At 69.0% G+C, this 14,090-nt stretch carries 14 protein-coding genes; 11 read left to right on the forward strand and 3 right to left on the reverse strand.

The annotated features are described in order from the left end of the window. The first annotated feature begins 1 nt into the window (after position 1). From LYSHEL_RS03940 to LYSHEL_RS03985, 10 genes are read left to right on the forward strand one after another with little or no spacing between them, the layout of a single operon-like run. A complete protein-coding gene (locus LYSHEL_RS03940; RefSeq protein ID WP_244858658.1) occupies positions 2-940 on the forward strand; it encodes an NAD-dependent epimerase/dehydratase family protein in 939 nt (312 codons plus the stop codon). Continuing rightward, positions 937-2,265 carry an oligosaccharide flippase family protein gene (locus tag LYSHEL_RS03945; protein WP_213435867.1) on the forward strand — a complete coding sequence of 443 codons (1,329 nt, stop codon included), beginning with the start codon at positions 937-939 and terminating at the stop codon, positions 2,263-2,265. The genes LYSHEL_RS03940 and LYSHEL_RS03945 overlap by 4 nt, the downstream gene beginning before the upstream one ends. Further along, the gene (locus tag LYSHEL_RS03950; RefSeq protein ID WP_213435869.1) at positions 2,262-2,876 is read left to right on the forward strand and encodes a hypothetical protein; all 615 of its coding nucleotides are present in this window, start codon (positions 2,262-2,264) and stop codon (positions 2,874-2,876) included. Before LYSHEL_RS03945 ends, LYSHEL_RS03950 begins: the two co-directional genes overlap by 4 nt. Then, positions 2,876-3,820 (forward strand): hypothetical protein, encoded by a 945-nt coding sequence (locus LYSHEL_RS03955; RefSeq protein WP_213435871.1) that lies wholly within the window; start codon positions 2,876-2,878, stop codon positions 3,818-3,820. The genes LYSHEL_RS03950 and LYSHEL_RS03955 overlap by 1 nt, the downstream gene beginning before the upstream one ends. Then, positions 3,817-4,626 carry a methyltransferase, TIGR04325 family gene (locus LYSHEL_RS03960; protein ID WP_213435873.1) on the forward strand — a complete coding sequence of 270 codons (810 nt, stop codon included), beginning with the start codon at positions 3,817-3,819 and terminating at the stop codon, positions 4,624-4,626. The genes LYSHEL_RS03955 and LYSHEL_RS03960 overlap by 4 nt, the downstream gene beginning before the upstream one ends. After that, positions 4,623-5,348: a class I SAM-dependent methyltransferase gene (locus LYSHEL_RS03965; RefSeq protein WP_213435875.1), complete on the forward strand. Its 726-nt coding sequence runs from the start codon at positions 4,623-4,625 to the stop codon at positions 5,346-5,348. The genes LYSHEL_RS03960 and LYSHEL_RS03965 overlap by 4 nt, the downstream gene beginning before the upstream one ends. Continuing rightward, positions 5,345-6,334: an NAD-dependent epimerase/dehydratase family protein gene (locus LYSHEL_RS03970; protein WP_213435877.1), complete on the forward strand. Its 990-nt coding sequence runs from the start codon at positions 5,345-5,347 to the stop codon at positions 6,332-6,334. The genes LYSHEL_RS03965 and LYSHEL_RS03970 overlap by 4 nt, the downstream gene beginning before the upstream one ends. Before the next feature lies 1 nt (position 6,335). Beyond that, complete coding sequence (locus LYSHEL_RS03975) at positions 6,336-7,454, forward strand: DegT/DnrJ/EryC1/StrS family aminotransferase (RefSeq protein WP_213435879.1); 1,119 nt, start codon at positions 6,336-6,338, stop codon at positions 7,452-7,454. Beyond that, complete coding sequence (locus LYSHEL_RS03980) at positions 7,454-8,449, forward strand: hypothetical protein (RefSeq protein ID WP_213435881.1); 996 nt, start codon at positions 7,454-7,456, stop codon at positions 8,447-8,449. Before LYSHEL_RS03975 ends, LYSHEL_RS03980 begins: the two co-directional genes overlap by 1 nt. Beyond that, positions 8,446-9,522, forward strand: a complete 1,077-nt coding sequence (locus tag LYSHEL_RS03985) for a glycosyltransferase family 4 protein (RefSeq protein ID WP_244858660.1) — start codon at positions 8,446-8,448, stop codon at positions 9,520-9,522. Before LYSHEL_RS03980 ends, LYSHEL_RS03985 begins: the two co-directional genes overlap by 4 nt. On the opposite strand, the gene LYSHEL_RS03990 is transcribed toward LYSHEL_RS03985, so the two are convergent. Genes LYSHEL_RS03990 through LYSHEL_RS04000 form a run of 3 tightly spaced genes read right to left on the reverse strand, consistent with a single transcriptional unit; the run spans position 9,512 to position 12,232 of the window. Further along, complete coding sequence (locus tag LYSHEL_RS03990; protein WP_213435883.1) at positions 9,512-10,249, reverse strand: class I SAM-dependent methyltransferase; 738 nt, start codon at positions 10,247-10,249, stop codon at positions 9,512-9,514. The two genes, LYSHEL_RS03985 and LYSHEL_RS03990, sit on opposite strands and share 11 nt — an antisense overlap. Beyond that, positions 10,246-11,370, reverse strand: a complete 1,125-nt coding sequence (locus tag LYSHEL_RS03995; RefSeq protein WP_213435885.1) for a glycosyltransferase family 4 protein — start codon at positions 11,368-11,370, stop codon at positions 10,246-10,248. Before LYSHEL_RS03995 ends, LYSHEL_RS03990 begins: the two co-directional genes overlap by 4 nt. A gap of 10 nt (positions 11,371-11,380) precedes the next feature. After that, a complete protein-coding gene (locus tag LYSHEL_RS04000; protein ID WP_213435887.1) occupies positions 11,381-12,232 on the reverse strand; it encodes a glycosyltransferase family 2 protein in 852 nt (283 codons plus the stop codon). 118 nt (positions 12,233-12,350) lie between these two features. Here LYSHEL_RS04000 and pilB point away from each other — a divergent pair, with 118 nt between their 5' ends. Next, on the forward strand, positions 12,351-14,075 hold the full coding sequence (gene pilB, locus LYSHEL_RS04005) for a type IV-A pilus assembly ATPase PilB (protein ID WP_213435889.1): 1,725 nt from the start codon (positions 12,351-12,353) through the stop codon (positions 14,073-14,075). The last annotated feature ends 15 nt before the right edge of the window (positions 14,076-14,090 follow it).

Here is a 14,090-nt window from a genome sequence, read left to right on the forward strand (position 1 = left end):
CGTGGCGCACAGCGACGGCCCGATCTATGTCGCCGGCCACCGCGGCCTCGTGGGGGCTTCGATCGTGCGCCACCTGCGCGCGTCGGGCGTCGACGACCTCGTGCTGCGCACGCATGCCGAACTCGATCTCACCGACCAGCCCGCGGTGGAAGCGTTCTTCGCCGAACATCGCCCGCGCCAGGTGTACCTGGCGGCGGCGAAGGTGGGCGGCATCCTTGCCAACGACACGTATCCGGCCGACTTCCTGCGCGAGAACCTCGCGATCCAGACCAACGTGATCCATTCGGCGTGGAAGCACGGTGCACGGAAGTTGTTGTTCCTCGGCTCGTCCTGCATCTATCCGAAGCTGGCGCCGCAGCCGCTGCACGAAGACGCGCTGCTGACCGGCCCGCTGGAGCCGACCAACGAGGCCTACGCGATCGCGAAGATCGCCGGCCTGAAGATGTGCCAGGCATACCGCAAGCAGCACGGGTTTGATGCGATCGTCGCGATGCCCACCAACCTGTACGGCCCGGGCGACAACTACCATCCGCAGAACTCGCACGTGGTGCCGGGTCTGCTGCGCCGCTTCCACGAAGCACGCGAAGCGAACGCGCCGGAAGTCGTCGTGTGGGGCACGGGCACGCCGCTGCGCGAATTGCTGTACGCGGACGACCTCGCCGATGCGCTGGTCTTGCTGATGGATCGCTACAGCGACGCGCAGATGGTGAACGTGGGGTCGGGGGATGAAGTCTCGATCGCGGAACTCGCGCACCTCGTCGCCGACGTCGTCGGTTACACCGGCCAGATTCGGTTCGACACGAGCAAGCCCGACGGCACGCCGCGCAAGCTGCTCGATTCCTCGCGCCTGGCCGCACTGGGCTGGCGCCGGCGCGTGCCGCTGCGCGACGGGCTGGCGCTGGCGTACGCCGACTGGCGCACGGCCGCGGCCACGCGGTGAATACGCCGCAGGCGGGCGCGCTGGGCCGCACCTTGCGCTGGTTGCGCGACTCGCAGGTGGCACGCCAGTTCGGCTGGCTGGCGATGGCGAAGATCGTGCAGGGCGTGGCGAGCCTCGCGGCCGCGCTGGCGGTCGCGCGTGCGTTGGGGCCGGTGGAATTCGGCGCGTTGTCGCTGGCGATCGCCATCGCATCGTTCGTCGCGATGATCGCGGCGCTGGGGCTGGAACAGATCGCGACACGTGAACTGGTGGCCGCGGACTCGGGCGCGCGCACGCTCGCGTTGTTGCGGCGGTTGCGCTGGAGCGGTGCGTTGCTCGGCGCCGCCGCGTTGTTGGCGGTGTCGGTGTTGCCGCAGGTGCATGCGCTCGGGGCGTCGCACCTCGTGTTGATCCTCGCGTTGTTGCCGCTCGCGCAGGTGGGCGATCTCGCGGAATGGCGGTTGATCGCGTCCGGACACGGGCGGCGCGTCGCGATGGCCGTCGTGGCGGTGTCGCCGCTCGCGGCGCTGGTGCGCGTGGTGCTCGCGTTCGGTGGCTTCGGCGTCGTCGCGTTCGCCTGGGTGCTGGTCGCCGAATGGGCGCTGCGCTCGCTCCTGTTGTCCTTGCTGGCGCGCGGGCTGGGCACGCAATCCGGCGAAGGCGTTGCGACCGTCGCGTTGCGCGATGCCCTGGAGCTGCTGCGCGAAAGCACGCCGTTGCTGCTGGCCGGCATCGCCGTATTCGCATACATGCGCATCGACCAGTTCATGATCGCCGCGATGCTGGGGCAGCAGCAGGTGGGCCTGTATTCGGCGGTGGTGACGCTGGCGGAACTGCCGCTGGTGGTGCCGACGCTGCTGTTGCGCGCCGCGCTGCCCACGCTGACGCGCCAGTCGATGGACAACCCGCTCACGCGCGACCGCACGCTGGTGCGCCTGATGGGCGTGAGCGTGTACCTGCACCTGGCGATGTCGGTGGTGCTGGCGCTGCTGGCCGAACCGCTGGTGGTGCTGGCCTACGGCGAGGCGTATCGCGGCGCGGCCGAAGCATTCCGCCTCCAGGTCCTCGCCGCGCCCCTGGTGGCGCTGGGCGTGCTGAGCTCGGGATGGCTGGTGCTCGAACGCCGCACGGGCCACGCGCTGCGCCGCACCGTGCTGGGCGCGGTGGCGAACATCGGCCTGAATTTCTGGCTGATCCCGGCTTACGGGATCGCCGGCGCGGCGATGGCGACGCTGGCCGCGCAGGCGCTGGCTACGTGGCTCGCCGATGCGGCCTACCGGGACACGCGCGGATTGTTCATGATGAAGACCCGTGCGCTGTGGCCCGGGAACTGGGGACGGACATGACGATGCTGTGGGCGCGCAGGATGCTCGCGCGATACGAGGCGGCCACGTCGGGATACTTCGACGCGATGGGCTGGTTCGGCACGCGCGCGGCGCGGCGGGCGCTGGATGCGCAGGGGCAGCCGATCCCGTGGTTCACGTATCCGGCGATCGCGTTGCTGGAGCCACGCATCGACCGCGGCTGGCGCGTGCTGGAATTCGGCAGCGGCATGGGCACGCTGTGGTGGAGCGCGCGCGTGGCCGAACACGTGGCGGTCGAACACCACGCCGGCTGGGCCGACATGATCGCCGCGCAATCGCGCGCGACCGTGCATCGCGTCGACGGCGCCACGCCCGGCGCCTACATCGCGCCCACCCGGGGACAGGACCACTTCGACGTGATCATCGTCGACGGCATCCATCGCAACGAATGCCTGCTGGCGGCGCCCGCGTTGCTCGCGGCGGACGGCATCGTGATCCTCGACGATGCACAGCGCCCCGAATACACGCCCGGCATCGATGCGCTGCGCGCACAAGGCTTCCGCGTGCTGCCGCTGCACGGCCCGCAACCGGTGAGCAAGCATCCCGGCTGCACCGCGATCCTCTACCGTCCGGACAACGTGCTGGGCCTGTGATGGCAGCCCGGCCTGCGCCCGTCGCGTTCTTCGCCTTCAACCGGGCCGCGCATGCCGCGGAAACGCTGCGCGCGCTGGCGGCGAACCCGGAAGCGTGGGCGACGACGGTGCATGCCTTCATCGACGGGCCGCGCAACGACGCGGAAGCCGAGCGCGTGGCGGATGTGCGCGATGTCGTCGCCAATGCGCTGGGATTCGCCGATGTGCAGATCCACGCATCGCCGACCAATCAGGGCTTGTTCGCCGCGATCACCGGCGGCGTCGGGCGCGTGCTGGCCGCGCACGATCGCGTCATCGTGGTGGAAGACGACGTCGAGGTGTCGCCCGGCTTCCTGGCCTACATGAATGCCGCACTCGATCGCTATCGCGACGAACCGCGCGTGGGTTCGATCCACGGCTATGCGCCGCCGATCGCGGGCCTGCCCGACTATTTCTTCCTCGCCGGCGCCGATTGCTGGGGCTGGGCGACGTGGGCCGATCGCTGGCAATTGTTCGAACGCGATCCGCGCGCGCTGCTGCGCACGATGGCCGAACGGAAGAAGCTGCGTGAATTCACCGCCACGCACGGCGCGCAATCCCTGCTGCAACTGGTGCAACGCGCACAGGGCCGCAGCCAGTCGTGGGCGACGCAGTGGCATGCGAGCCTGTTCCTCGCGGGGCGGCACACGCTGCATCCGGGGCATTCGTTCGTGCGCAACACCGGCAATGACGAAAGCGGCGCGCATGCGGTTGCAAGCGACGTCCACGACAGCGACGCGACGGCGCTGTTCTCGGGCGGTTTGCCCGATGTCGTCTTGCAGGACGTCCGCGCCGCCGATGCGTTGTCGCGTTTCCTCGACCGGCAGGCGGTGCGCAACGTGCCGTTGCCCGAAGCCTTGTCGCGGCCGTTGCTGCGCACCTGGGCCGTCGCGGTTGCGCGCCGCGCCGCGGAGGAACGCGCATGAGCTTCGCGAAATCCTGGTTGCCGCCCGAGTTGCGCCACTTCGGCAATCGCCTCCTCGGCGCGGCGACGACGTACAAGGGCCCGTTCGAAACCTGGGCCGACGCCACGCGCGCGACCGCGGGATACGCGGACAACGCGATCCTCGCGCGCGTGATCGCCGCGACGCAGCGCGTGCTCGCGGGCGAAGCCGATTACGAACAGGACGGCACGGTGCAGCACGGGCTCGCGCCGCCGAGCCATGCATTGGCCTCGCTGCTAGCCGCGGCGGCCGCGGACCACGGCCGGTTGCGCGTGGTGGATTTCGGCGGCGGCCTCGCGTCGCACTACCTGCGCTGGCTGCCGTTCCTGGCCGACGTGCCGGACCTGCAGTGGTGCGTGGTGGAGCAGCCGCATTTCGTGGAAGCCGGGCTACGCTTGTTCGCCGACGTGCCGCAGGTGGCCTTCACCTCGGATCTCGACGAAGCGCGCTCGATCGCACCGAATGCGGTGCTCGCGTCCAGCGTGCTGCAGTACCTGGAAGCGCCGCTCGACATGCTGCGTGCGCTGGCGTCACTCGATGCACGCGTGCTCGTGATCGACCGGACGCCCTTCTCCGTGGACGGCCGCATGCACATCCTCGCGCAGCAGGTGCCGGCGAAGCACGGGCGCGCGAGTTATCCGTTGTGGATGCTCTCGCCCGACGCGGTGCGTGATGTATTGCGGTCGCAGTACGCGCAGCGGGTCGCGTTCACGGCGGCGGACCATCCGATCGACGTGTCGGGCTTGCACGCGGATTACGCAGGCGGTGCGTGGTGGCGCAACGCATGAGCCTGCGCACGCTCGCCGATCCCTTCTTCCTCGCGCATCGCGCCTTGCGGTCCGAGATCGCGTCGATGGCGCAGGCCGCGCAGGGCGTCGTGCTCGACGTCGGCTGCGGCACCGCGCCGTATCGGCCGTTGTTCGCGCACGCGACGTACTTCGGCGTCGAAGTCGCGACGTCGTCGGAATACGGCAGCAAGAAAGGCGGCGCGGACCTGTTGTTCGACGGACGCACGTTGCCCGTCGCCGATGCGAGCGTGGATGCCGTGCTGTGCAACCAGGTGCTCGAGCACGTGTTCGAGCCCCTGCCCTTCCTGCGCGAACTGCATCGCGTGCTGCGGCCGGGCGGGCGCCTGCTGATGACGGTGCCGTTCGTGTGGGACGAGCACGAGCAGCCCTACGACTTCGCGCGCTATTCGTCGTTCGGGCTCGCGCACCTGGCGCGCAGCGCGGGCTTCGAGGTGGTCGAGTCCCGGCGCACGCTGGCCGACGCGAGTCTGTTCGCGCAGCTGTGGCTGGCGTACTGGTTCAAGGTGGTGCGGCGCGGCAACCCGTCCTCCATGGCGCGCAAGGTCGTCGTGGCGGCGATGAGCGCGCCGGTCAACCTGCTCGGCCTGGCGCTGGCGCGCGTGCTGCCCGCCAGCCCCGACCTGTACCTCGACAATGCGATCATCCTCGCGCGGCCGGGTGCGATGATCGGGACGACCCCCAACGGAGGCGGTGCGGCATGAACGCAGCGGGCAGGCAGTGGAAGGATGCGCGCGTGCTCATCACGGGCGGCATCGGCTTCATCGGATCCAACCTGGCACGGCGGCTCGTCGCGCAGGGCGCGCACGTCACGCTGGTGGACAGCCTGATCCCGCAATACGGCGGCAACCTGCGCAACATCGAGGACATCCGCGATCGCGTCACCGTCAACATCTCCGACGTGCGCGACCAGCACGGCTTCCGCGCCCTCGTGCGCGGGCAGGACTACCTGTTCAACCTGGCGGGCCAGACCAGCCACCAGGATTCGATGTCCGATCCCTTCACGGACCTGGAGATCAACTGCACGGCGCAGCTGGCCATCCTCGAAGCGTGTCGCGCCATCAACCCGGCGATCCGCATCGTCTTCGCCAGCACGCGCCAGATGTACGGCCGCCCGGATTACCTGCCGGTGGACGAAGCCCACTTGCTGCGCCCCACCGATGTCAACGGCATCAACAAGATGGCCGGCGAGTGGTACCACATCCTCTACAGCAACGTGTACGGCGTGCGCTCTACCGCGTTGCGCCTGACCAACACGTACGGCCCGGGCATGCGCATCCGCGATGCGCGGCAGACGTTCCTCGGCATCTGGATCAAGCTCGCGCTGGAAGGCGCGCCGTTCTCGGTGTGGGGCGGCGAGCAGCTGCGCGACTTCAACCACGTGGATGATGTCGTCGATGCGATGTTGCTGGCGGCGACGGACGACCGCGCGATCGGCCAGGTCTACAACCTCGGCGACAGCGAAGTGGTGTCGCTGAAGGCGCTGGCGGACCTGCTGGTGGACGCCAACGGCGGCGGGGATTACCAGCTGCAAGCCTTCCCCGAAGAACGCAAGCGCATCGACATCGGCGACTACTACGCGGACTTCTCGCGCTTCGCCGCGCTCGGCTGGACGCCGCGCGTGCGCCTGGCCGAAGGCCTGCGCAGCACGTTGGCCTATTACCGGACCCACTTGAGCGACTATGCCTGACATGACGCGCACGATCCCCCAATGCAGTCCGCTGGCCGCCTACCAGGCGCAGGCCGCGGACATCGACGCGGCGATCCGCGCGACGCTCGAGCACGGGCGTTACATCCTCGGACCGCGCGTCGAAGCGTTCGAGCAGAATTTCGCGCGCTGGGTCGGGTCGACGCATGGCCTCGGCGTCGCGAACGGCACGGATGCGTTGTGCATCGCCTTGCGCGCCCTCGGCGTGCGCGAAGGCGATCTCGTCGTCACGACGTCCATGAGTGCGGTGGCCACCGCGGTGGCGATCCGCGCCGCCGGTGCATTCCCGCTGTTCGCGGATGTCGACGACGACCATGCATTGATCGATCCCGAACAGGTGGAAGCGTTGTTCGCGACGCATCGCGACCGCATCAAGGCCATCGTCCCGGTGCATCTGTACGGGCGTTGCGCCGACATGGGCGCGCTGGACGCCATCGCGCGACAGCACGGCGTGCCGATCGTCGAGGATTGCGCGCAGGCGCATGGCGCGCGCTGGGAAGGCCGCGTGGCGGGCACGATCGGCGCGTTCGGCAGCTTCAGTTTCTATCCCACCAAGAACCTCGGCGCGATCGGCGACGGCGGCGCGCTGGTCACCAACGACGCCGAACTGCGCGAACGCGCGCGGCTGTTGCGCGAATACGGCTGGCGCACGCGCTACATCAGCGACGTCGAGGGCGGCAACAGCCGGCTCGACGAACTGCAGGCCGCCATCCTCGACGTGAAGCTCCCGCGCCTGGACGCCGACAACGATGCGCGTCGCAGGATCGCCGCGCTGTATCGCGACGGGATCGACAACGCGCACGTCCGGATCTTCCGCGGGCGCGACGACGGCCACGTGTACCACCAGTTCGTCGTCCGCGCCGCGGATCGCGATGGCCTGCAGGCGCACCTGGCCGAGCGCGGCGTCGGCAGCCTCGTGCACTATCCCGCGGCCATCCACGAGCAGCCCGCCTACAACAACGCGGCGTACCAACCGCGGCCGCTCGCGCGCACCGAAGGCTGGGCGGCGACGGTGTTGAGCCTGCCGATGTTCCCGCAACTGCCGACGGAAGACGTGGCGCGCGTCATCGACGCGGTGAACGGTTGGGCCGGCCCACGCTGATGCGTCACCGGCACTACTGCACCTACTTCGACCATCGCTACCTGCCGCTCGGGCTGGCGCTGCACGAATCGCTGCTGCGCCACGGCGGCGAATTCACGCTCTGGGTGCTGGCGCTCGACCGCGAGTGCGCAGATTTCCTGGAAGCCGCCGCGCTGCCGAACGTGCGCGTGGTGCCGTTGGCCGAACTGGAAGCGTTCGATCCGGAACTGAAGGCGGTCGAAGGCACGCGATCGCGCGTGGAGTACTACTTCACGTGCTCGCCGTGTTTGCCGCGTTACGTGATGCGCGCGCACGGGGTCGACGAGATCACCTACCTCGATTCCGACCTGTGGTTTTTCTCGAGCCCGGAGCCGGTGTTCGAGGAACTCGGCGACGGGTCGGTGGCGATCATCGCGCACCGGTTCACGGGCGCCTCGGCGGCGTCGCATGCCAGGCACGGGATCTACAACGTCGGCTGGCTGACGTTCCGCAACGATGGGCCGGGCAAGGCGTGCCTGGAATGGTGGCGCGCGCGGTGCATCGAGTGGTGCTTCGATCGCGTCGAAGCGGATCGCTACGCGGACCAGAAGTACCTCGATCGCTTCCCGGAACTGTTCGATGGCGTCGTCGGCATCACGCACCCGGGCGCGAATCTCGCGCCGTGGAATGTCGGCGCATCGCAGGTCACGTTGCGCGACGGCGTCGTGTGCGTCGACGCCCAGCCCCTGGTGTTCTTCCATTTCCAGGGCCTGAAGCGCATCGAAGGCAACACGTACGACACCAACCTCACCAGCTACGGCGCGCGCATGACGCCGGCGTTGCGCGATAGCGTGTTCCTGCCGTACATCGCGGCGTTGCGGCGTGCGGAAGCCTTCGTCGCGCCGCGCTTGCCGCAGGCCATCGGCGCGCAGGGCTTGCGTCGCGCGGGGTTGAACCAATGGCGCGTGCGGGCGTCCCGCGCGTGGCGCACGTTCCGCGCGCGCAGCGCCGGCAACCTGGTCGACGCACCGCCGTGAGGGTGCTGTTCGTCGGCAAGCGCGAACCGCAGCAGCGCGACCTCGTGACGCGGCCGTACGGGCGGTTCTTCCATCTGCCGCGGTTGCTCGCCGCGGCCGGCGATGTGGTCGAAGCGCACCTGGTCAGCCACAAGCGCTCGCCGGAAACGACCGTCGCGCACGAAGGCGTGCGGTGGTCGACGCTCAATCCGAAGCTCGGGTTGCCGCGCATGTTGCGCGAACTCGATGCGCGTGCGCGGGCGTTCCGCCCCGACTGGATCGTGGGCATGTCGGACGCGTGGTACGGGTGGCTCGCGCATCGCCTCGCGCAGCGCACGGGCGCGCGGCTGGCGGTGGATGCGTACGACAACTACGAAGCCTACATGCCGTGGAATGTGCCGCTGCATTTCGCGTGGCGGCGTTCGCTGCGCGCGGCGGACGTGGTGACGGCGGCCGGGCCGCAGCTCGCGGAATTGCTGCAGCGGTCGCGGCGCCACGGGCAACGCGAGGTGGACATCGTGCCGATGGCGGCGGATCCGGCGTTCGTGCCGCACGATCGCCTCGCGTCGCGCGCCGCGTTGGGCTTGCCGGTCGATGCGCCGCTGGTGGGCTACATGGGCGGATGGGCGGCGAATCGCGGGACGGATGTATTGCTCGATGCGTTCCGGCGCGTGCGCGCGCAACGGCCGGATGCGCGCCTGGTGCTGACGGGTCGCCCGCCTGCGCATGCGCTCACCGTCGAAGGCGTGCACGCGCTCGGTTATGTCGACGATGCGCAACTGCCGGTCGCGCTGTCCGCGCTCGACGTTGCCTGCGTGATCACCACGCACTCCGCGTTCGGCCGGTACAGCTATCCCGCGAAGTTGTGCGAAGCGATGGCGTGCGGCGTGCCGGTCGTGGCGACCTCGACCGATCCGGTGCGCTGGATGCTGCGCGACGACATGCGTTTCCTTGCCCCGCCGGACGACGGGGAGACGATTGCGCACGATATCGTCGCGAACCTGGGCTTGGGGCGGATTGCGTATCCGGCGCTGGCGTCGTGGGAAGACAGTGCTGCGCGCTTGCGTGCGAGCCTGGTGGCCGTCAGCGGTTGACCGGGTCGAGCGTATAGATCAACGTCGGGAACACCCGCCGCAGCATCCGCCAGACAAACTCCGGCATCGGCTTGAGCACGTACCGATACAAGGGCGCGTCCGGCTGCTCCAGGTCGAACGTCATCCGCAACGCATCGCCGGTGTGCTGCGCGAACACGAATCCCGCCGCACGCAACTCCGGCTCCAGCTGCGGGCACGTCAGCGGCCGGCAGTCGTAGTGCGTGCCCTTCCCCGCGAGCCGCACGTATGCGTCGGCCAGCGGGATCGGCAGCCAGCTCAGGAACGCGAGCTTGAAGTGCGGCTCCACCAGCATCCAGCGATTGGGCACGGCGAGGTATCCGCGCCCGCCCGGCGCGAGCACGCGCTTGCATTCGCGCAGGTGCGCGCGTTGCGCGTCGCGGTCGCCCACGTGTTCGATGACGTGGTTGGTGATCACGATGTCGAACGCGTCGTCGGCGAACGGCAACGCGGTGCCATCGACCACCTGGAACGCGAAGCCTTCGCGGATGCTGCGCACGTCGACGACATCCACGGAGGTCACGTCGCAGCGCACCGTCGGATGCGTGGCGAGGTAATGCGCGATGCCGCCGCTGCCCGTGCCGACTTCGAGCACGCGCCACGGCGTGTCGCGCGGCGGGAGGCTCAGCAGGCGCAGGATCTTTTCGCCCTTCCAGCGGCGCGAGGGCAGGTCCTGCACGGCGTGCGGTGCGCGTGTGTCGGTGGTCATGCAAACGCTTCGACGAGGCGACGTTCGAAGATGTCCCAACCGTTGGCGGCCGCGAAGGCCAGGCAATCGGCGGCGGTCTGCGCGCGCGGTTTCGCGAGCCACGCGAGCGTCGCTTCGGCGAGGGCGCGTGCGTCGTCGGGCGCGACGAGTTCGCCGGTGCGGCCGTGTTCGACGGCATCGGGCACGCCGCCCACCGCGTACCCCAGCGTGGGCACGCCGCGCGAGGCGGCTTCCAGCGCGACCATGCCGAAGCCTTCGACGTCGCCGGGCAGGTCGCGCACCGGGAACAGGTGCAGGTCGGCGCTGCGATACAGGATGTCGAGCGTGGCATCGTCGACGACGCCGAACAGCCGCACGTGGCCGGCAACCCCGGCGCGTTCTGCTTCGGCCACGATGCGCGCGCGTTCGGACCCCCGCGCGGCGGCGACGGCGTCGTTGGCGTCGCTGCCGACGATGATCAACTGGACATCCGGGCGCGCGGCCACCAGCGCGGGCATCGCATCGCGGATGAAGGCGGCAAGCCCCTTGCGTTCGGTGAGGCGCCCGACCGACAGCAGCACGGGCCCATCCTGCAATCCGAGGGTCGCGCGTTCGGCGGTGGTGCTCGCCACCGGCGGCGTGTCGAATACCTCCGTCCCCGGCGTGACCACGCGCAGGCGATCGCGCGGCACGCCTTGTTGTTCGGCCAGGCGCGCGGTGTTGCGGCTGTTCGCGATCACGCGATCGGCCCCGCGGATCGCCGGCAACCACAGGCGCTGGTACACCGGATGCGGCGCAATCAGGTCGAGCCCGTGCACGTACACCGCGCAACGCGCCCCGGCGCGGCGCGCAGCCAGGCGCGCCTGCGGAGCCGCAAGCCCGCTGCCGGCCAGCACCAACGTCGGCGCAAACCGTCCTGCGCTGCGCCACCCTTCGACGAACGCGCCCATGAGGAAGCGCGGCAACGGCCGATGCGGCACTTCGCGCAAATCGATGCCTGCCGGGGCGAACGCACGCGCGCCGCTCGGACCGACCATCGCCATCGCACCATTGCGCGCCAGCGCTTGCGCGATGTGCCGGTTCAAGCGCTCCATCCCGCCAACCAGCGGCGGGAAGTTGCGCGTGATCAGCAGCGAGCGCACGGGCGCGCGGTCACGGGTCGCGGCGATAGGTCAGCGCGGTGATCTGCTCGGACACGAGGCCGATCAGGAAGATGATCACCGACGCGCTGAGCAGCAGCGCGCTCATGTTGGTGAAGCGTTCCTGCGTCGCGTAGGTCCACGCGTAATACGCCAGCCCCATCGCGCCGAACAGGAACGACGCCGGCGCAAACAACTTGAGCGGCGAATACAGCGTAGCGATGCGCAGGATGATCACGAGGAAGCGCGCGCCGTCGCGCAGCGGGCGGATGTGGCTGCGGCCGATGCGCTTGGCCACGTCGATCGGCACGTACGCCACCGGATAGGCGCTGCGGAAGAACGCCATCGTGCTGGTGGTGGGATAGCTGAAGCCGTTGGGCAGCAGGTGCAGGAATTCGCGGAAGCGTTCGGCGCGCACGGCGCGGAAGCCGGACGTGAGGTCGGCCACCTTGTGCCCGGTCATCCAGCTGGCCACGTGGTTGTAGAAGGCGTTGGCGAAGCCGCGGCTGCGGTTGGCCTGGCCGCCCGCGCCGCGGGCGCCGACCGCCATGTCGTAACCGGCTTCCAGCCGCTCCAGCAGCTTGGGGATGTCGGCCGCGTCGTGCTGGCCGTCGGCGTCCATGAAGACCAGGACATCGCCGGCCGCGGCCCGGGCCCCGCGCTTGATGGCGGCGCCGTTGCCCATGGGGTACGGGGACGACAGGACGCGGGCCCCGTGTTCAGCCGCGACGGCGGCGGTCTCGTCCGTGGAGCCGTCGTCGACCACGATGACCTCGGCCTGCGGAACGACCACGCGCAGGCCCGGCAGGGTCTTGCGCAGGCCGTCGGCTTCGTTCTTGGCCGGAAGGATGATCGAAACGCGCATGTGGGCCCCCTGACCCGTACAGGTTACCCGTGAATCCAAGTCCGGAATAGCGACGGCGATCCGTTGTGCCTTCAAGGGATTGCGGTATCTTCGGCATCCGAAATGGGGGATGGTAAAGATGGCGACCGTTGCGACCGCCAATTTGGTGGGCATCACCGGCATTGCCCGGCGCCTGGTGCTGGATGGGGCGCTGGACGAAGCGCGCGCGCGCGAGGCGATGGAAGCGGCCACGAAGGAGCGCAAGCCGCTCGCGTTGTTCATGGCCGAAAAGAAGCTGGTCACCTCGGCGCAGTTGGCGGCAGCCAATTCGGCCGAGTTCGGCATGCCGATCTTCGACGTCAGCGCGATCGACCCCAACCAGTCGGCCATCAAGCTGGTCAGCGAAGACCTGGTCCGCAAGCATGGCGCGCTGCCGCTGTTCAAGCGCGGCGGCCGGTTGTTCGTGGGCGTGTCCGATCCCACCAACAGCCACGCGCTGGACGAGATCAAGTTCCACACCAACCTCGCCGTCGAGCCGATCCTGGTCGACGAAGAGAAGATCCGCCGCACGATCGACCAGTGGCTCGAGAACGCCGACGCCCTGGCCGACGCGGTCGCCGACAGCGAAGGCCTCGACAGCCTGGAAACCTCGGGCGGCGACGAAGACCTCAACGCCGACACCGGCGTCGACGCCAAGGGCGACGACACGCCGGTCGTGAAGTTCATCAACAAGGTGCTGGTGGACGCCATCCGCCGCGGCGCGTCCGACATCCACTTCGAGCCCTACGAAACCGAATACCGCGTGCGCCTGCGCATCGACGGCCTGCTCAAGCAGGTCGCCAAGGTCCCGGTGAAGCTGCAGGCCCGCATCGCCGCGCGCCTGAAGGTCATGGCGCAGCTGGACATCGCCGAGAAGCGCGTCCCGCAGGACGGCCGCATCAAGCTCAACCTGTCCAAGACCAAGCAGATCGACTTCCGCGTCAGCACCCTGCCCACGCTGTTCGGCGAAAAGGTGGTGCTGCGTATCCTCGACGGCGGCGCCGCCAAGCTCGGCATCGAGAAGCTGGGCTACGAAGACGACCAGAAGAAGCTGTTCCTGGAAGCGGTGCAGAAGCCCTACGGCATGGTGCTGGTCACCGGCCCCACCGGCTCGGGTAAAACCGTCTCGCTGTACACCGCGCTCAACATCCTCAACGACGACACGCGCAACATCTCCACCGTCGAAGACCCGGTCGAAATCCGCGTGGCGGGCATCAACCAGGTGCAGATGAACATCAAGCGCGGCATGACGTTCGCCGCCGCGCTGCGCTCGTTCCTGCGACAGGATCCGGACGTGATCATGGTCGGCGAAATCCGCGACCTGGAAACCGCCGAGATCGGCATCAAGGCCGCGCAGACCGGCCACATGGTGCTCTCCACGCTGCACACCAACGACGCCCCGCAGACCATCGCGCGCCTGATGAACATGGGCGTGGCGCCGTACAACATCACCTCCTCGGTCACGCTGGTCATCGCACAGCGCCTTGCCCGTCGCCTGCACGACTGCAAGCGCGAAGTGCACCTGCCCGACCACGCACTGCTCGCCGAAGGCTTCACCGCGGACGAGATCCATGCCGGCTTCAAGATGTACGAAGCCGTCGGGTGCCCGGACTGCACCGAGGGTTACAAGGGTCGTACCGGCATCTACCAGGTAATGCCGATGACCGACGAAATCCAGGACATCATCCTCACAGGCGGCAACGTGATGCAGATCGGTGAAGCGGCCCAGCGCTCCGGCGTGCGGGACCTTCGCCAGTCGGCGCTGATGAAGGTCAGGAACGGGGTCACCAGCCTCGCCGAAATCAACCGTGTGACGAAGGACTAAGGGGTCGCCACCATG

It is taken from the genome of Lysobacter helvus (assembly GCF_018406645.1).
In the GTDB taxonomy this organism is placed as follows: Bacteria; Pseudomonadota; Gammaproteobacteria; order Xanthomonadales; family Xanthomonadaceae; genus Noviluteimonas; species Noviluteimonas caseinilytica.

Excerpts from the sequence above, each read along its gene's own strand:
- LYSHEL_RS03950 (WP_213435869.1), top strand. The coding sequence starts at position 2,262 with ATGACGATGCTGTGGGCGCGCAGGATGCTCGCGCGATACGAGGCGGCC.
- LYSHEL_RS03955 (WP_213435871.1), top strand. The coding sequence starts at position 2,876 with ATGGCAGCCCGGCCTGCGCCCGTCGCGTTCTTCGCCTTCAACCGGGCC.
- LYSHEL_RS03960 (WP_213435873.1), top strand. The coding sequence starts at position 3,817 with ATGAGCTTCGCGAAATCCTGGTTGCCGCCCGAGTTGCGCCACTTCGGC.
- LYSHEL_RS03965 (WP_213435875.1), top strand. The coding sequence starts at position 4,623 with ATGAGCCTGCGCACGCTCGCCGATCCCTTCTTCCTCGCGCATCGCGCC.
- LYSHEL_RS03970 (WP_213435877.1), top strand. The coding sequence starts at position 5,345 with ATGAACGCAGCGGGCAGGCAGTGGAAGGATGCGCGCGTGCTCATCACG.
- LYSHEL_RS03975 (WP_213435879.1), top strand. The coding sequence starts at position 6,336 with ATGACGCGCACGATCCCCCAATGCAGTCCGCTGGCCGCCTACCAGGCG.
- LYSHEL_RS03980 (WP_213435881.1), top strand. The coding sequence starts at position 7,454 with ATGCGTCACCGGCACTACTGCACCTACTTCGACCATCGCTACCTGCCG.
- LYSHEL_RS03990 (WP_213435883.1), bottom strand. The coding sequence starts at position 10,249 with ATGACCACCGACACACGCGCACCGCACGCCGTGCAGGACCTGCCCTCG.
- LYSHEL_RS04000 (WP_213435887.1), bottom strand. The coding sequence starts at position 12,232 with ATGCGCGTTTCGATCATCCTTCCGGCCAAGAACGAAGCCGACGGCCTG.
- pilB (WP_213435889.1), top strand. The coding sequence starts at position 12,351 with ATGGCGACCGTTGCGACCGCCAATTTGGTGGGCATCACCGGCATTGCC.